The 17,613-nt window shown below is 51.0% G+C and carries 13 protein-coding genes and 3 riboswitches; of the genes, 4 read left to right on the top strand and 9 right to left on the bottom strand.

Going from position 1 to position 17,613, the window contains the following annotated elements:
- Positions 1–28 precede the first annotated feature (28 nt).
- From HPY58_10640 to HPY58_10600, 9 genes are all read right to left on the bottom strand, one after another.
- Positions 29–1,303: a molybdopterin molybdotransferase MoeA gene (locus tag HPY58_10640; protein NPV30083.1), complete on the bottom strand. Its 1,275-nt coding sequence runs from the start codon at positions 1,301–1,303 to the stop codon at positions 29–31.
- Positions 1,304–1,315: 12 nt separating this feature from the next.
- On the bottom strand, positions 1,316–2,338 hold the full coding sequence (locus tag HPY58_10635; protein ID NPV30082.1) for a molybdopterin-binding protein: 1,023 nt from the start codon (positions 2,336–2,338) through the stop codon (positions 1,316–1,318).
- Complete coding sequence (gene mobB, locus HPY58_10630) at positions 2,335–2,931, bottom strand: molybdopterin-guanine dinucleotide biosynthesis protein B (protein ID NPV30081.1); 597 nt, start codon at positions 2,929–2,931, stop codon at positions 2,335–2,337. The genes HPY58_10635 and mobB overlap by 4 nt, the downstream gene beginning before the upstream one ends.
- A complete protein-coding gene (locus HPY58_10625) occupies positions 2,912–3,532 on the bottom strand; it encodes a molybdenum cofactor guanylyltransferase (GenBank protein NPV30080.1) in 621 nt (206 codons plus the stop codon). Before HPY58_10625 ends, mobB begins: the two co-directional genes overlap by 20 nt.
- A gap of 138 nt (positions 3,533–3,670) precedes the next feature.
- Positions 3,671–3,803, bottom strand: a riboswitch (molybdenum cofactor riboswitch).
- A gap of 737 nt (positions 3,804–4,540) precedes the next feature.
- On the bottom strand, positions 4,541–5,608 hold the full coding sequence (locus HPY58_10620; GenBank protein ID NPV30079.1) for an ATP-binding cassette domain-containing protein: 1,068 nt from the start codon (positions 5,606–5,608) through the stop codon (positions 4,541–4,543).
- Positions 5,605–6,402 (bottom strand): ABC transporter permease, encoded by a 798-nt coding sequence (locus HPY58_10615; protein NPV30078.1) that lies wholly within the window; start codon positions 6,400–6,402, stop codon positions 5,605–5,607. Before HPY58_10615 ends, HPY58_10620 begins: the two co-directional genes overlap by 4 nt.
- Positions 6,403–6,422: 20 nt before the next feature.
- Entirely contained in the window at positions 6,423–7,241 is an 819-nt protein-coding gene (gene modA / locus HPY58_10610) for a molybdate ABC transporter substrate-binding protein (protein NPV30077.1), read from the bottom strand.
- A 29-nt stretch (positions 7,242–7,270) separates the two neighbouring features.
- Complete coding sequence (locus HPY58_10605) at positions 7,271–7,999, bottom strand: hypothetical protein (GenBank protein NPV30076.1); 729 nt, start codon at positions 7,997–7,999, stop codon at positions 7,271–7,273.
- 83 nt (positions 8,000–8,082) lie between these two features.
- Positions 8,083–8,214, bottom strand: a riboswitch (molybdenum cofactor riboswitch).
- A 177-nt stretch (positions 8,215–8,391) separates the two neighbouring features.
- A riboswitch (molybdenum cofactor riboswitch) is annotated at positions 8,392–8,524 on the bottom strand.
- Complete coding sequence (locus HPY58_10600; GenBank protein NPV30075.1) at positions 8,518–8,658, bottom strand: hypothetical protein; 141 nt, start codon at positions 8,656–8,658, stop codon at positions 8,518–8,520. (Overlaps the previous riboswitch by 7 nt.)
- A 622-nt stretch (positions 8,659–9,280) precedes the next feature.
- Here HPY58_10600 and HPY58_10595 point away from each other — a divergent pair.
- From HPY58_10595 to HPY58_10580, 4 genes are all read left to right on the top strand, one after another.
- Positions 9,281–11,515: a molybdopterin-dependent oxidoreductase gene (locus tag HPY58_10595; protein ID NPV30074.1), complete on the top strand. Its 2,235-nt coding sequence runs from the start codon at positions 9,281–9,283 to the stop codon at positions 11,513–11,515.
- 161 nt (positions 11,516–11,676) lie between these two features.
- Positions 11,677–12,012 (top strand): oxidoreductase, encoded by a 336-nt coding sequence (locus tag HPY58_10590; GenBank protein ID NPV30073.1) that lies wholly within the window; start codon positions 11,677–11,679, stop codon positions 12,010–12,012.
- Between the two features lie 1,321 nt (positions 12,013–13,333).
- Complete coding sequence (locus HPY58_10585) at positions 13,334–15,292, top strand: sigma 54-interacting transcriptional regulator (GenBank protein NPV30072.1); 1,959 nt, start codon at positions 13,334–13,336, stop codon at positions 15,290–15,292.
- A 545-nt stretch (positions 15,293–15,837) separates the two neighbouring features.
- Positions 15,838–17,298: an aldehyde dehydrogenase family protein gene (locus HPY58_10580; protein ID NPV30071.1), complete on the top strand. Its 1,461-nt coding sequence runs from the start codon at positions 15,838–15,840 to the stop codon at positions 17,296–17,298.
- The last annotated feature ends 315 nt before the right edge of the window (positions 17,299–17,613 follow it).

The following is a 17,613-nucleotide window of genomic DNA, read 5'->3' as shown; positions in this document are numbered from 1 at the left end:
ACTCAGGTTCTGCCTTAAACTTATTAATTTAGCAACTCTGAGGCCGGCATCTGATACCTTCATTTCCCAAAAGGGAATCGGTAAAGCTGCCCACCACAAAGGCAGAAACCGGCTGGCCGGCAACCAGCGGCGGGCTGCCTGCAGGCACATCGATCAGGAGGTTGCACTCTATCAAAGACTTCAAAACTCCGTTGCTCTGCTTTCCCGTAAGCTCTATCAGGTCAACCCCATCCCGCTTTTTCCACTTGGCCCTCAAAATGCGACGCTGGGGGCTGGCCTTTGGAAAACCGCCGGCCAGGATTCCGGTAACCGTCGGCGGCAGCGGTTCTTTCAGGCCGGATATCCTCTTCAATGCCGGAGCAGCGATCAAATCAAACGTCACCATGGCGGCCGCAGGGTTGCCGGAAAGGGACAGGATCACCCTGCCGTCCTTGCAAGCAGCGACGATCGGCGTGCCGGGTTTTAAGGCAACCTTCCAGAACAGGATTTGGGCTCCGATCATTTGCAGGGCGTCCTTAACCACATCGTACTGGCCGACCGATACACCCCCCGTAGTGATCACCAGATCGGCCTTTTCCAGCGCCTTATTTACAGATCCGGCAACCGCTCCTTTTTCATCGGGAACGCTCTCCAGATAAACCGGTTCCGCCCCCAGTTCCCTGCATCTCGCTTCAAGGAGATAGCGGTTGCTGTTATAAATCTTGCCGGGCAGCCACTTTTCGGCCGGATCTAGAAGTTCGCTGCCGGTATTGATGATCGCCACCCTTACCCTCTCATAAACCGACACCCTGGCAATCCCGAGAGATGCCAGCATACCTATCAAAGGCGCATTGACCCGCATGCCGCAACGGGCAATGATTTCACCCTCGACCACATCCTCCCCCGCCGGGATGATGTTGCTCCCCGCAGCCAGAGGCCGGCTTACTTTGATCGACTCCGGCGTTTCCTCCACATCTTCAAAACGGATCACAGCATCCGCCCCCTCAGGGATCGGAGCCCCGGTCATAATCCTTATCGCACACCCGGGAGTGACCTTCTTCGCAGGTACACTGCCTGCCGGCACTTCCTCGATGACCTGCAAAACCACCGGGCTGGCAGGGGATGCCGTTACGGTGTCCCCGGCCCGGAGGGCATACCCGTCAAGGGGGGACTTATCAAAGGCAGGTACACTGCAAGGGGCTTTGATATCCCGGCCGATCACCCGTCCCAGAGCATCGGCCAGGGGGACGACGGTTTCGCCCACCGGGTTGACCATGCTCAGCACCAATTCCTGAGCTTCTTCCAAAGAAACATTAACCCTCATTAATAACCCCTCCTAAAAGCCGGTCCCGAAAGAACATGCCGGGTAACGGCAGACATCGCAATGCAGGCAGAGCCCACCCAAACCGAGTCTGGCCATCAGCGACCGGTTGATTTTCTGCCCGCTCATAACGATTGGGAGAAGGAGGTCAAAGATGGTGGTCTTGTGGTACATCACACACCCCGGCAGCCCCAAAACCGGTATATCACCCAAATAGGCCACCAGGATCATGGCTCCGGGCAGGACAGGAGCCCCGTAAGAGATGATTTCTGCTCCTGTCTTCCTGATACCGCTGGGGGTGACATCGTCCGGGTCAACCGACATGCCGCCTGATGTCACGATCAGGTTTGCGCCCCGGGCAATTAAATTTCGGATGGCAGCAGCAATTCGATCTATGTCGTCTGGTACTATTATCTGGTCAATCACTTTACTCCCATAATCTTCAACCTTCTTCCTGATTACCGGCGAAAACCTGTCCTCAATACGCCGGTGGTAAACCTCGTTGCCGGTGATCACCACACCAACCTGATACCTCCGGAAGGGCAGCACGGAAATCACATTTCTGCTTCCTGCTATTTCCTCTGCCTGCTTTAACTTCTCATCCTCAATCACCAGGGGAATGACCCGCACCCCGGCCACAACATCCCCCTTTTTGACGGGCCTGTTGTTGCTCCGGGTGGCAACCACCAGATCGTCAATCATATTGACCTGAAGCAGCAACTCTTCATTAATCGAGCACATTCCGTCGTAATCGGCCACCAACTGGACCTTGCCTTCGCTGGGTTCGGTTAAAGATACTCCCGGTCCTTTCACAGCCTGCGCCAGCCGGATACCGGCTTCGTTCTCATGCACTTTACCCTCTTCCATTTCCCAAACATATATGTGATCCTTTCCGAGGCTTAACAGCACCGGAATGTCTTCGGAGCTGATGATGTGCCCTTTCTTGAAGGCCCTGCCTTTGAACTCTCCCGGCACGATCTTTGTGATGTCATGGCACAACACCATTCCTACTGCATCTTCAACCCTCACCGTCTTCATTTTCCGCAGCCCCTTTCTGCCGCTGAGGTTGGACACTTATTGTTGTTGCCGTAGGTTCTAAGATACCTTACTATTTCGCCGACGATCCCGTCGATGTCATCAAGGTGATAACGCGGCACGTCAAGATCATCCCATTCCACATCGCTGACAATGGCCAGCAGTTCCTCGGGGGAGCAAAGCCGTTCCTTGTGCACTTCCGATCTGTAGACCTCGATCTTCGGCTTGTCGCCTCTCCTGTAGCCCTCGGTAAGCACGATATCAACATCAGGAAGCATTGCCACAACTTCATCGAGGCTCTTTTCCCCGGCCACTTTTTCGATCATGGCAATTTTTTCGGAAGAGGATATTGCCACCACATCGGCTCCCGCCTGGGCCATCCTCCAGGTATCCTTGCCCGGCCTGTCCATCTCGAACCTGTGCGCATCATGCTTGACGGCAGCAACCTTTATTCCGTTTTCTTTCAGCCTTTTGATGACCTTTTCCAACAGCGTCGTCTTGCCCGCTCCTGATCTCCCCACAATGGAAATTACCGGTTTATCTTTTTTCACTGCACATAGCCCTCCTGATTTTTGTTCAACAATTTTGATTATCATCCGGAGATCCGTCCATATTCTGCCGCCGCATCAACAGCGACCTGTAATCCTCGGGTGTGTTCAAATTGTAGAACAATTCCTCTGGGTTGCCGATTTTTTCGATCTCTTCCCGGCCTACCGGTAAAACGCGGACCTGCGAGTAAAACAGGATTATTTTTCTCAATCCGGCCTTCAGGCAGCTTTCAATAGGCTCGATACAGCCTTTAGAATAAACCGCGCAAAGAGGTTCAAGATAATTATTTAACTGAGGAACAACCACATCATAGCCGGGGCTGAGGTCCAGGAGATATTTTGCCAGTTCGGCCCTAAACAGCGGCATGTCACAGCTGATAATGAAAGCGTATTGGTGTTTAATCTGCTTCAGCCCGGCATGCATCCCGGCCAGCGGCCCCATACCGGGGTAAAGGTCTGGAACCTCGACAACGCCGGAAATGTTGTATTTTGAGGTATGGTTGCTGGCTATCACAATATCCTCCACGACCTTCCGCAGCTCGTTCACAGTCCGCTCTATCAGCGTTTGCCGATTGTACACCATCAGAGACTTGTCCCTGCCCATGCGCGAGCTGCATCCGCCGGCCAGGATGATTCCGCTTGCCTTCATGCAACAGCTCCTCCCAGAGCATAATGAATGAACCGATAAGCACCACCAGCAACGCGCCTTCCCCCAGGCGAGCGCAATTTACAAATAAAAATGTGCCCCTGTATGGTCGTAGAAAAGGAACTTGCCGGAGCACATCTCCAAATCTATAATTCTTCTACTTTCCATAACAGGGAGGCTGCCGGATTTCTCCAACAACCCTGTGGGGTCTTTGCCCCAGGCCGCGCCCCCATAGCATAACCTTAGGCAGGCGGGCTCGTAGAATTATTCTGTTTTTGGATTTCCTCTTAATCAAAATCAAATCACACCAACTCAGCCTCGCTTGCTTCCGTCGGCAGGAAACCACCTCCCTGGTCTGTTGCCAAGTACCTTTAGGCATTTTTGTTCTATTGCAACATTTGTGCCAAAAACCCAGCAACCTGCAGGCTGATATCTACGGTTTCGTGAAACATCAGGCCAACCTGGCTTTGTTACAAAATTAAAAATTCAGTATCAAAATGGGAAAAAAGGCGCCGGTGAGATTTAGTGAAACTCTTACTCTTAGATGGAGCGCTCCGCAAATAAAAAGAAGCAAACAAAAAGAAGCCGCCTACGACCGGTGCTCGGCAGCCGGTTGGAAGACGTAGGCGGCTTCGGGGGCCTCTGAGTTAAAATAATGTATCGAACCTCTTTGTTAAGTTTTTCACACTTTTTGTGATACCACTACTGCTTGTTTTCCGGCAGAAAACCACTACTTATCATCTGTTGCCGGGCAGCCCGGCCCTTTTGCCTGCTATCTACTGCAATATTTATGCCAAAAGCACAATAAACCCACAGGCCGATAAAACGGGTGCTGAGAAATTTAAGGCCGGCCAGGTTCGTCTCAAAATTAAAAATTAAAGTATCAAATTGGGTAAAAAAGAGACAGGTGCAGCCGCAGTCGCACCAAGCACAAAAGCCGGCCCTGGTTCTGAAGGCTGCGGGGCGGGCCGGCCAGGAAGAGACGATCGGCAAACTGAAAAGACGGATTCCCTATTGGGAAAAAACGTTAATTGCGGTTGGTGGAATAGAACAAAAAACTATGTCGCCCGGGTCCAGGGAGCAATGGTTGTTTTCCCTGACAACGACTAGAGCCACAAGGCTTTCCCCTCCTACATCGATAATCACCCTCGCCAACAACCCTTTGGGGTAAACCGCCAGTACTTTTCCCGGCAAACAGTTCTCATTTTGCGGCGTTGTGCTGACCAAGACATGCTCCGGCCTGATAGAAAAACCTACCCTGCCAACTAAATCCGTTTCTACCAGAAGCATCGTCTGCCCCAAAACAACGTATTTTTTTCCTCCCCGGACAACTATTTCACTCCTGAAAATGTTTTCCGCCCCGACAAAACTGGCTACCATTTCCGTGCGGGGCCGGGCAAAGACGTCATCTGGAGCTCCCACCTGGAGCATACACCCCCCGGCCATTACCCCAACCCGCTCGCCCAGGAAAATGGCATCCTCGAAATCATGGGTTACGTGAATAGTTAAGGTGCCGGTATTCCGGTGCAAACGTTTCAGCTCGCACCGAAGCATTTCCTTCGTACATGGATCCAAAGCCGACAGCGGTTCATCCAGCAAAAGGATCCGGGGTTTTGTGATCAAGGCGCGCGCCAGGGCGACTCGCTGCTGCTCCCCGCCACTCAAGGTGGCAGGGAAACGCTCGAGAAGGTGAGCAATCCCCAGCAGGGCCGCCACATAATCCAGTTCTTTTTTTATCTGGATGCGAGGCAGCCTCCTGTTCTTTAACCCAAAAACGATATTTTCTCTGACATTCAAATGGGGAAATAAAACATAATCCTGGTAGACGAAACCAAACCGTCTCTTTTCCGGCGGCCAGGTGGTAATATTTTCTCCGCCCAGCCACACTTCGCCTGCATCTGGAGAATGCATACCGGCAATTATCTCCAGCAGCAGGGTCTTGCCGGCACCTGTCGGCCCTAGAATGACGAAGTACTCTCCAGGATGAATTTCCAGGGAGATGTCCCGGAGTTGAAAAGCGCCCAACTTTTTAGTTACCCGGGACAACCTAAGAGAAAATCCTGGCGGTTTCTCTTTCACAGACCCGGCACCCGCTCGTAAAACTTTACTCCTGCCCGCTCAAAAACGACCAGCGAAATTACCGCTATCAAAATCAGAATGCTTGCCGAGGCCATCAGGGCATTCATGTCACCTGTAGCCATATTTAAATAGAGCGATATGGGCAGGGTTTCCGTTTTAAACCTGATTGCACCGGCCAGCATAAGAACCGCGCCAAATTCCCCCAGGGCCTTGCCCCAGGTGAGAATTAGACCGGCAAGCACATTGTTCCGTATCAGAGGCAGGGTCACCCTGAAGAACGCCTGGGCCGGAGTGCAGCCCAGAGTCCTCGCCACATACTCCAAACGTACGTCCACATTTTCAATGGCAGCCTTAAGGACGGTAATCAGGGAAGGGACGTTGACAAAAAACTGGGCCAGAATTATTCCCGGAACCGTAAACACAAAACGCAAACCCATCCGGGACAGGGTTTCGCCGAAGGTCGTGGTACCAAAAAGCAGCAGAAGACAGACCCCGGAAACAACAGGGGGCATGTTTAGAGGAATTCTTATAAGACTGGCTACCAAACCCCGGCCCGGCAGAGAATAGCGGGCGAGAGTATAAGCTACCGCCATCGCTACCAGCAGGCAGGCGGCAGTCGAAACCAGGGAGGTAAACAGGCTGAGTTTAATGGCAAAGACAAGTTCCGATGTTTTTAAATATGCAGGCATATGTGGCAGGCCCCTTATCAGAACGTTTCCTACAGCAGCCAAGATGAAAAGCACCAAAAGACAGGTGATTAATACATTGCCCACTTTAATGAGCTTTGCATCCAATGTTATACCCCCTTCCGAGATTACTGATTAACCGGTTTGTAGCCCCACTTTGCCCAGATCTTGTAGGCAGATGGCGAAGCCATAAATTCAGCCAGCTTTCGAGCCTGTTCCTTTTTTTTCGAACAGCCAAGGACGGCCACGGGAACCGTTTTGATATAATCCTTTAGTTCGGGTACAGGGATCAGTTCAACCTCACCTTTTGCCCCCTGACAATTTTCCTCCCAGACTATGGCAGCGTCGACCTGTTTTGTAGTTAAATACACTATCAGCTCGTTCGCCGTCGGGGTCCTGACCACCACGTTCTTATCCACCTTTTCCAGCAGGCCGGACTCCTGCAGGAGCCGGTCGGCCACCTTGCCGATAGGATTAGCCTGGGGGTCCCCCAGAGCAACTTTCACTCCCGGCCGTCCCAAATCAGCTAATTTTTGAATACCGGCAGGATTTCCCCTGGGAACAGCTAAGACAGGGATGTGGTAAACAATATTCTTTTCCCATACCACCAGTTTTTTTTCTTTGAGAGGCTTTAATTCTGCTATATCCCCCGGCAGGTAAACATCTCCTTGCCTGGTTAACAGGATCTGGCTGCTGAGCTGCGCCGAACCGCCAAAAGTATAAGTAACTTTTATCCCGGTTTTTGCCTGATAGGCAGCCCCGATTTCCTCTACCGGTTTTTTGAGGCCAGCACCGCAATAGACTAATAAAGAATTCATAGCTGAGCCAGCCGTTTTATCATTCTCCCCTGCCTCACCCTTCTGGCCCTGGACCTTGCCGCATCCAGGCAGCACCAGCAAGCCTGACAACAAAAAGCATAAAATCACGATGAAGCTTAATCTCTTCATTAATTATCATTTACCCCCCTTGCTTAAAATCAGTGTCCATAAGAACAATACTGCTCGAAGCCGGCCAGGCGGGCAATGCCACTGATAGTTACTCCGTAAAAGATCACCGGTTTTTGGCCTATTATTGTTTCTAAGGTATTATTTACCGCTGTAGTTCCTGTAGCCAGGACCAGATCGCTCCAGGCAACAATTTCTTTGTTAAAACTTGCGTCTTCTATCAGGACGCCCTCTTTATATTGCCCGACATTATCCGGGTCGAGGTCGGTTACGCGGATGGGAAAATGCCTGGCCAGGCTGGCTACCATCGCCGGCTGCAGGCCTATAAAGGCAATCCGGGGACACCCAAAACGCTCCCGTACGTACTCCACCAGGTAAGCGGCACACCGACCCGGTTCTGCGTCACGGCAGTGAACGGTTCTATCAACCAGCTTCAGGTGCCGCATAACTGCGTTCAGAGAAGCAACAAATACGGCCCGTTCGTAATTGTTCTGCAAAGGCAGGGCAAGGACGTCTTTCAGGTTGCCGCAGTAGTTTCCCGGCATATCGGTATATGCCTGCCCTAAAGCGCCCTTGAAACTGGCCTGAAGCATAAATTCTTTACCCTTCAAGAGCGGAAAGTCATGGCGTTCCGGCCGGCCGATCGCTTCCTCAGAGGTCAGCGCCCGGGCGCTGACAACCTGCACCTCTTCATCACCTGACAGATGCTTTTCTTCTAGCAGCCTTAAAAATTTTTCCCGGATACCTTCTAAGAATTGCATCTAAAACCCCCTCCTGTTTTGTTAAGGCAAATTTAAAACCCCTCTCCAAGGAGCGGGGTTTAACCAAAAAAGCCAACGGCTCTCTCTTATAGCTAACCCCCTCCTTTTCAATTCCTGGAAGGCATACCCGTTTCCAGATATACCCCGTGGACCAGCGGTCCAGGCCAACCTGCCATATTCTCTCAGGCCAGAGTGGCTCGGAGGGTTATGATGTCTAAGCAATATACTGCATATACTCTCTTCATACGATAACGTTTACATAATAGCGCCTGTCGCCGGCGCCTGCCGCAAAAAATTGACGCTATTTCCACCTCTTTCTGTCGTACTTATAAATAAATTAAAAAATGTGCCCCTGTATGGTCGTAGAAAAGGAACTTGCCGGAGCACATCTCCAAATCTATAATTCTTCTACTTTCCATAACAGGGAGGCTGCCGGATTTCTCCAACAACCCTGTGGGGTCTTTGCCCCAGGCCGCGCCCCCATAGCATAACCTTAGGCAGGCGGGCTCGTAGATTCTTTAATATTTATTTTTTACTTTTGTTTGGATTTTTTTAGATGTCTGCTCATGCCAACCGAGCCAAATACCACCACCTGTTTCCGCATTTTTTGCAGCATAACCCGCAATCAAAGCATTTGCAATATCCGTGCCAGGATGCAAATCAAGCCCCCCTCATTCTCCGGGGCAGGACGTACAGCCTCAATAAACTCACTGCCCCTCTTCGGTCCCAGCGAGGCCGACGCGGCCATTCTATGCCGGGGGTCCAGCTCAAGGTGTGCCTGGTGGATGAGGATATTGCGAAGCAGCTGCGGATGAACACTGTATTCCCAAAGATGAGAATGCTCTTCTCAATTTGAGCCGCAGTTTTCTAAAGATGGGAAAATCGCAGATTCTGTTAAAAATGGGTTACTTGCTATCCGAGTTAAGGACGTGGTTTCATGCCGACTGGGATTCTTGGCATGAGTATTGCTAAATATACAATTACGGAATCTCGTAGTGCGACTCTTGCCACCTAATCGGCAAGAGTGAGGTTAGTGGGAAGAAGGCAGAGCGGAACAGTCATTGCAAAAAACTCTCCAGGATTAGTGGAGAGGTAGAAGGGGAGGTGGATACTAAACGCTAGAGGGCTTGACGGGTGCTGGAGAAGCAGTTACAGCATGGTAAATTCTTGCAGCTACAACTTCCTTACAGCTCCAGCTAATGGACTGTAGAGTGGTAGGAGAGGTAAATTGGGTGTCAAGCTAAAGAGGAATATAAACTGTATGGTAGAGAGGTGAACACAATGGGCAAGACGGAGAAAAAGTGGACTTACGAAGAAAACGGGTATACCGTGGTGAGGAGCTGCTGCTGGTCTCCGCCTGGCTGCCACCCTGTGGGCTGCGGTGTTCGATTGTACGTTAAGGACGGTAAGCTTGTAAAGGTTGAAGGAGATCCGGAGCATCCGATCAGCCAGGGGAGGCTGTGCATCAGGTGCCTGACGCTTCCGGAGTATGTGCATCATCCCCAGCGCGTTATCTATCCCATGAAGAGGGTCGGCAAGCGGGGGGAGAATAAGTGGAAGCGGATATCCTGGGATGAAGCATGGGACATCATAGCCGACAAGACCAATGAGATAAAGGAGAAGTACGGTCCCGAGTCGATAGTGGTATTCGGCGGCACAGGAAGGCAGGCATGTTTGTATTACTACCAGGTCGCGTTTTCCGGGCTGGGCAGTCCGAACATGTGCTACACACTTAGCGGCTGGTCCTGCTATGGTCCCAGGTGCGGTGTTTCCAACTTCGTACTCGGTGCGGGATACCCGGAGATCGACTTCGCCGGCTTCTTCCCGGATCGCTACGATCACCCCGGCTGGCAGCTGCCTGAGTGCATCATGATCTGGGGCAAGGACCCCTTGAGGTCGAACCCTGACGGGCTCTACGGTCACGCCATCGTGGACATGATGAAGAAAGGAACCAAGCTCATTGTCATAGATCCGCGGCTGACCTGGCTTGCTTCGAAAGCGGAATACTGGCTTCAGCTGAGACCTGGTACAGATGAGGCGCTCGCTCTCGGAATGCTCAATGTTATCATCAACGAAGGGCTTTACGACAAGGAATTCACGGAGAAGTGGTGCCACGGGTTCGACAAGCTTAAGGAGCGCGTCCAGGAATTCACACCGGATAGAGTTGCAGAGATAACCTGGGTGCCGAAGGAAAAGATCATCGAGGCGGCACGGTACTTTGCCAAGAGCAAGCCTGCCAGCATCTGCTGGGGTCTTGCTGTGGACATGAAACCGACCGGCACACAGACCGCTCATGCCATCCTGGCCCTGATGGCGGTAACCGGCAACCTCGATATACCGGGGGGTATTACACTGTCACCGCCGGCAGTGCTCTTTGGCGTGTGGCGCTCTAAGCACGACTACCTGCCGGATGAACTGTGGGAGAAGAGACTGGGAGCAAAAGAATACCCTGCAGTGTGCACTGCCAGGGCGACAACCCATCCTGACCTCACACTGGATGCTTTGGAGACAGGAAAGCCCTATCCCATCAAGATGGGGTGGTTCAACAGCACCAACCTCATAAGCCCGACCAATACAGCCGCGCCTGACAAATGGTACAGAGCACTTAAAGACCTGGAGTTCGCGGTAGTAACAGATCTCTTTATGACTCCGACGGCGATGGCCTTTGCCGATGTCTTCCTGCCGCTTGCCACCTTTGCCGAGCAAAACGGCGTCGTCATCACCAACTACGGCCTGAACTGCATCTTCGTTGGCGCGATGAACAAGGCCCTCCAGGTCGGCGAGTGCAAGTCCGACATCGAGATCTGCATGGAACTGGGCAAGCGGCTCATGCCACAGGCGTGGCCGTGGAATACCGTCGAGGAGTGCTTCGACTCGATATTAGGAGACGCAGGCCTTTCCTTCAACGAGTTGCAGGAAAAAGTCGTAATTCAGATGCCGTACGAGTACAGGAAGTACGAGAAGGGGCTCTTGAGGCCTGATAAGCAGCCGGGCTTCCTGACACCTACGGGCAAGGTCGAGCTGTACTCAACAATCTTTGAGGGATGGGGCGATGATCCGCTTCCCTACTACCAGGAGCCTCCGTACAGTCCTTACAGCACACCGGAGCTTGCAAAAGAATACCCGTTGATCCTCACGACGGGGCACAGGTCGTGGGCTTTCTTCCACTCGGAGCAGAGGCACATCCGGACGCTGCGTGAGATCCACCCGGATCCCATAGTAGAAATCCATCCGGAAACCGCCGAGGCCCTCGGCATCAAGGACGGGGACTGGGTCTACATCGAGAACATGTTCGGGAAGTGCAAGCAGAAGGCCAGGCTGACGGCAACAATCAATCCAAAGGTTGTTCATGCCGAACATGGCTGGTGGTTCCCGGAGAAGCCTGCGGATGAGCCGAGTCTGTTTGGTGTCTGGGAAGCGAATATCAACCTGTTGGTGCCTCACAAGCATATAGGAAAGCTCGGGTGGGGTGCGCCGTTCAAGTGCATGATCTGTAAGGTGTACAAGGCGGAGTAAGGCGGTAAAGTGGAGACGGGTCTCCCCCTCCTCAATGAGAACAATCTCCCCCCTAAAGGTCCCGAGGGAGGGGGTGGCCCTGCTCCACGGAAACCCTAAACAGCTTGAGTGTACAGTTGCTTTAGAAGTTGCACTTAACCAGTAAGGGGAGGAAGAGAAAAATGACGCGCAATGGCTTACTGATCGATTATGAGTTCTGTACCGGTTGCCACTCTTGCGAAGTGGCATGCAAGCAGGAGCGTAACCTTCCTGTTGGCAAGTGGGGAATCAAGCTTACCGAAATCGGCCCCTCGCAGATTGCCCCCGACCGCTGGGAGTATAACTTCGTTCCCATTCCTACCGAACTCTGCGATCTCTGCGGCGAGAGGGTAGCCCAGGGAAAGAAACCGGCCTGCGTTCACCACTGCCAGGCTCAGGTGATGGAGTATGGCCCGGTGGAAGAACTGGCATCCAAGATGGTGGCTAAAGGGAAGAAGATGGTGCTTTTCGTCCCCTAAGGAATCAGCCTGCCAGTTTTAGTAAGGAAAAAAGCAAACGCCCTCTCAATCTAGAGTTGTGAGGGCGTTTGCCGATTTCATTTTGGGGGAAGTCTCATTTTGAGAAAGATTCTCAAAATGAGACTTCAGTAGTTTTTGCAAAGAGGAGCAAAAATGCAGGGCTTTACTGTTTCAAAAACTGTTTTAAAGGTGGCACATTTGTTGCTAGAAGAAGTTTAAATGACCAAGGCTTCTGCCATGCTAAGAAGAGGTTGGCCTGATGCTGGTGCAGGGTTCTTTTGTATCCAGTTTCTCAATTTTTTGTAATCGAAATTTCATTATGGGAATCAAGGGCAGCCCGCCGGGGCCCGGTAAAAGCCTAAAAATCCAGCAAGAAGCGATTGCCTAAAAATCCAATCTTTGATGGCTGCCCTAAAATTTTATATAATATTAATACAAATATTCAACTGACGGATACCTATAATCTTGGCTCCGAAACCAAATTAAGCTTCCTGAGCTTGTGAAAGAACTCACTTGTCGGGTCTGAGTGATTCATGTTTCTGCACTACCCGGAACACGCTACCTGGTGCGCCGATAAACTGGGAGAAACCGGAATCTTGAAGGAGGAGAAACTGTAATTATGGCGAAAAAAACAATAAAAATAGTGCCTGCATGGGCCAGTTCTCAGTATTAGTAGCTGGCATTCTCACGGAGTATGCGGCGTAAAAAAGGCCGAAGGTACCACCTCTTCGGCACTCGCACGATGGTTGCAGGTCAATACGACAGGGGTAGTTTTGTTTCTTCCTCTGTAGACAGGGTTATGGTAACTTCTCCTGTAGGAAGCATCAGATTTATACCCTGGCACCCTAGAAACTGGCAGGATAGAACTTGCCACTGCGAGGCATGGAAAAGGAGGATAGTTCCGAGGCCAAGACAATTGCACTATTACGCAGAGGTGATGGGAGTGAAAGGAGCGTTTCTCCTATTATCTTCTGACCGAGGAGCAAGGAGCTGCTTAAGGCAATGGTAGCCAGCAAGAAAAGGTGGTGAGGCAATGGCAGCCTTTTGCAAGAACCTACATTTTGGGGAAAAAGATAGCAAGCTTTGGGGAACAAGTTGCATCTCAAATGCCCCATTTTCTGTACTGAAGCAACTTGTACACCAAGAGTGGTTCTTAGCACAGAGGATTCGGGCGATAAAGAAAGAGGTTGTCCATGGACGCACGCCCCCCGAGAAGGTAAGTCTGGTCCGCCCGGAGGTGGTCAAGTCGTGGCTAAGATCTCGAGACTATGGACTCAGCCTCGAGCGTTATAGTCCTCCTCCTGTATTAGATGATGCCTCTTTGGCCAGACTATCTGAGGAGAACGATCTTCTTCTAAAGGCGGCAAAGCCATACATTAGTTGGCTGAAAAGGGAGGCACTCTGCGAAAAGTTCACCGTACACCTGGGGGATAGAGAAGGAACATTCCTGCTTGTTGCCTGCGGTAAGGACAAAGCAAGGAAAAGGGTTTGTGAGCAACTTGGGGTGATTCCTGGTGCGCTCTGGAGAGAGGCTACAGTGGGAACTTGTGCTCATGTATTGAGCCTGATCACAAAGGGTCCTGTACAGTTGTGGGGCCCGGAACACTACAGTAATGACGAGGTCTGGCAGGGAGTTACGTGCTCTTCAGCGCCAATCTTTGACGCTTTTGGGAACCTCGCAGGTGTTCTGAGCGTATCAAGCAATAGCTATTATCGTCAGGGTCCAAATACGCTACGCATGGTAGCTTCCATAGCTCTGGCAATCCAGCAGCATTTCCAGAATCTCACGAAAGAGGCCGTCTTTGCCAGCATATTCGCGAACGCAGAGGAATATGCCTTTGTTGTAATCAACGAAAGAGGACTCATTGTCCGGGTAAATAAACAAGCACTGGATATCCTTTCCCCTGTCTGTGCGAATCCTGTGGGGCATCACTTTGAAGCTGTTCTAGGAGGTAAAAGTGAGTACTTCATCCACACCGCGCTCCAGTGTAATCAGTCTTTCCGTGACATAGAAATTGAACTGGAACAAGCCCACCCACCTCTTCTGCTTCGAGGAGACATCCTTTGTATCAAGAACGACCTTGAGAAAGCATGTGGGTGCCTCGTAGTCATTAAGGGTGTGAACCGCAGAAGTAGCTTTAAAGGATCCAAGGAGCACCCTTCGTCCAAGTCGCTAGACCTTTCGTTGCATGGTTTCCGGTCTTCTCGAACCGCTTCGGAAATGAAAACAATCTCTTTTGATGGGATAACGATCATATTGGGAAGCTCTCCGCGGCTGGCCAATGCCATTGCGCTGGCCCAGAAGGTGGCACCGACCGACGCAAACATCCTCCTGCAAGGGGAAAGCGGCACCGGAAAGGATGTTTTTGCGCGCTATATTCACCACCTTAGCCGACCGGGAAAGCCTTTTATTGCCCTTAATTGTGCCGCCATTCCCAAGAGCCTGATCGAAAGCGAACTCTTCGGGTATGAAGGCGGCTCCTTTACAGGTGCCGACCGCAAAGGCAGGCGGGGAAAGATTGAACTGGCTCAGGGTGGAACCCTCTTCCTAGACGAGATTGGAGATATGCCTTTAGAACTCCAGCCGGCGCTCCTGCGGGTACTCGAAGAAAAGAGACTCATGCGCGTGGGAGGAAACTGCTATCTCCCGGTTGATTTCCGGCTCATCGCGGCATCAAACAGAAACCTTTTAGAAGAGGTAAGGAGGGGTAACTTTCGCCTGGACTTATACTACCGAATTGCGATTTTCAAGATCACGCTTCCTCCCTTGCGAGATCGCGGTTCGGATATCCTCGAGTTGGCTCATTACTTCATTCAGGCTGTTTCTGAGAAACTAGAAATTCCCCCACCTGCCTTGAGTGATGATGCGAAAAGAAGGCTTCTCGAACACCCCTGGCCCGGTAATGTAAGAGAGTTGCAAAATGCCATTCTCCACGCGGTCAGCATGTGTCAAGGCGGAGTGATCCGTGCCAGCGACCTCCCCGAAGAAATCGGAGGAAACGAGACCCTGCTTTCCTTGCCTGCTCCGTCCGGAGTGTCCGCTTCTGCTGCTCTTTCTCCGGATTCTTCAGCTCTTTCAGGTAGTGATGAAGCCCTTCTCCCAGTGAAAGAAATGGAAAAAAGAGCCATTACAAGAGCCTTGCTGCAAACAGATTACAACATCCGCGAGGCGGCAGCTATCTTGGGATTGAGCAAGTCAACATTGTACAGGAAAATCCAGGAGTACGGCTTGCGTCCCTCCCCAAGACGGCGAAGCCACGAAACCTATACTTATAACTAACTATAACTATACTCCGGTTCATCTGCAGCAGCTGCCAGCTTCAGGCCCTCTGGTGGCTCGGCTGGCTGGGAGCCCTCAAGACAAAACCCCAATCTTAAAGTTCAGGCTGCCGCCAACCCCCGGGCATCTTTACGACCCTCTTTTTTAGCAGGCAAATCCGCAAAAAAGCGGGGCCCCTTGGGGTGGGGCTATCGGTGAGCTGGCTCTCTGCGGCTGGAGCAGACTGCAGCCAATTCGGTATTGACCATCCTGAAATACTTCCAGGCCAAGTATGAAGCACACATCAAGGGTAAGTGCCTGCCGTATCTTGCAAAGCTTTAATTGCAAAGCTTTATGCTATCTTGTTTGCCCCAGTGGGACGGTGATGCTTAGATCTGGCAAGGACCGCTTCGTTGCTGATCTGCAGCTTTGCCCGAAGTGCTGGACCTGCTGTGAAACCTATCCGTTGGCTGCATCAAAGTAACTTCGGGGGACTGCACATGAAAGACTGAGGAGATTCCGGAGACGTATCTGTCTTTAAATTCCATTTTCGCGGAGGGAAGAACATGAAAAATATAAACTCGGATTATAGAATCGACCTGCTTATTGATAATAAAGAAATACCAACGCAACAGTACGTTCAAGTAAGGGACCCTGGAAAACTTACTGATATCGTTGGTACAGTTGCAATAGGTACTGGTGCAGATGTGGATCAGGCGGTAACCGCTGCCCATAAAGCGTTTCTGTCCTGGAGAAACGTTGACGTCAAGGAAAGAATAGAGAAGATACTTGCGACTGTAGCCGTACTGGAAGATTCCATGTCCGAGCTGGTACCTCTTCTGGTAAGAGAGCATGGAGGCATGTTGTGGGAAGCAGAAACCGATTTTCTTAAAGGTGCCGCCAATTTGAGATACTATTCTGGCCTGGTAGAAAATTTTCTAAAGCCAGAACAAATTGAAAATGACGCCAGCTGGATGAGCATTGAGAAGGTACCAAAAGGTGTGGTTGGCGTAATCGTTCCTTGGAATATGCCAGTCGTCTTGACCATGATGAAATTGGCTCCTGCTTTGGTAACGGGTAATACCGTCGTAGTTAAGCCCTCACCAACAGCACCGATCGCTTTAAGTATTCTCTTGAAAAGAATGGCAGCAGTGTTACCAGACGGGGTAATCAACGTAGTAACCGGAGGCGCTGATGTTGGCATAGCCCTGACTCGACATCCATTGGTGAAAAAGGTGGCCTTCACCGGAGGCATTGAAACAGGTAAAGAAGTAATGAGAAATGCCTCCAGTTCCTTAACCCTTAAAGCGATTACTCTAGAATTAGGTGGTAACGATCCGGCAATCGTTCTGGATGATGTTAACCCGGTAGATATTATTCCCAAGTTATTAAAGGGAATTTATACAAGGGCCGGTCAAATTTGTTATGCCGTCAAACGGATCTATGTTCCCCAGAGCATGGTTGATAAATTCTTTAACACGCTTTGCGAATTCGTGGACGAGTACAAAGTAGGTCATGGTTTAGACCCACGCGCATCGTTCGGGCCTTTGAACAATAAAAAACAATTCACCTTCGTCAAAAATCTTATTGAAAGGACTAAGAATAGCGGCGCTATCGTTAGAGAACTGGGATCCAAGCTGGACCCGGAGGGCTGGGATAATGGCTACTACATTCTACCGCACGTAGTAAAAACCGAGTCTCACTCCTCAGAAATTGTCTCTTGCGAGCAATTCGGTCCGGTAATACCAATTGTCCCTTACAGAACGATTGAAGAAGCGATTGAATTTGCGAATGAGACAGAATATGGCCTTTGCTCATCCGTCTGGTCCAGCGATTTCCAGAGAGCATTGGATGTAGCCAGAAAAATCGAAGCGGGTTCGACGTTCATCAACACACATAGTTTTGAATCAACCACCTTAGGCATGCCGTTCGGTGGAGTAAAAAATAGCGGTATTGGCAGAGAAATGGCTGGCGAGCTAACGTTATCGGCATATATTGACTACCATTCCATAAGGTATCTGAAATAGTACAAGCAAGCAGTATGCCGGGCTTGCTACTTGCTATGGAGCTGCATCAAGATAACTGCGGGGGACTGTTTGGCTATCACCGGGTGACTGTTGCAGAGCATGCCGGCGTATCTGCCCTACTGGATTTATTGGGTCCGGATGCCCGGCAAGCTTCTACGGCCAGGTTGTATTAGATAACAGCGGTGCCATTAACTCTGTCAAGACCGGCCTCCCCGCTTGAGCAATTTACATTTTACAGCTGCTTGAGCTCTTTATATATGAGCAACGCACATATTTATCAGCCTGTGAAAGTACCGGAGAACTGGCACGAAAATG

It is taken from the genome of Bacillota bacterium, assembly GCA_013177945.1.
GTDB lineage: Bacteria > Bacillota > DSM-12270 > Thermacetogeniales > Thermacetogeniaceae > Ch130.
The sequence above is the reverse complement of the archived record's forward strand: the minus strand, read 5'-3'. Positions and strand labels throughout refer to the sequence as shown.

Excerpts from the sequence above, each read along its gene's own strand:
- HPY58_10590 (NPV30073.1), top strand. The coding sequence starts at position 11,677 with ATGACGCGCAATGGCTTACTGATCGATTATGAGTTCTGTACCGGTTGC.
- HPY58_10640 (NPV30083.1), bottom strand. The coding sequence starts at position 1,303 with ATGAGGGTTAATGTTTCTTTGGAAGAAGCTCAGGAATTGGTGCTGAGC.
- HPY58_10605 (NPV30076.1), bottom strand. The coding sequence starts at position 7,999 with ATGCAATTCTTAGAAGGTATCCGGGAAAAATTTTTAAGGCTGCTAGAA.
- HPY58_10625 (NPV30080.1), bottom strand. The coding sequence starts at position 3,532 with ATGAAGGCAAGCGGAATCATCCTGGCCGGCGGATGCAGCTCGCGCATG.
- HPY58_10635 (NPV30082.1), bottom strand. The coding sequence starts at position 2,338 with ATGAAGACGGTGAGGGTTGAAGATGCAGTAGGAATGGTGTTGTGCCAT.
- modA (NPV30077.1), bottom strand. The coding sequence starts at position 7,241 with ATGAAGAGATTAAGCTTCATCGTGATTTTATGCTTTTTGTTGTCAGGC.
- mobB (NPV30081.1), bottom strand. The coding sequence starts at position 2,931 with ATGATAATCAAAATTGTTGAACAAAAATCAGGAGGGCTATGTGCAGTG.
- HPY58_10580 (NPV30071.1), top strand. The coding sequence starts at position 15,838 with ATGAAAAATATAAACTCGGATTATAGAATCGACCTGCTTATTGATAAT.
- HPY58_10595 (NPV30074.1), top strand. The coding sequence starts at position 9,281 with ATGGGCAAGACGGAGAAAAAGTGGACTTACGAAGAAAACGGGTATACC.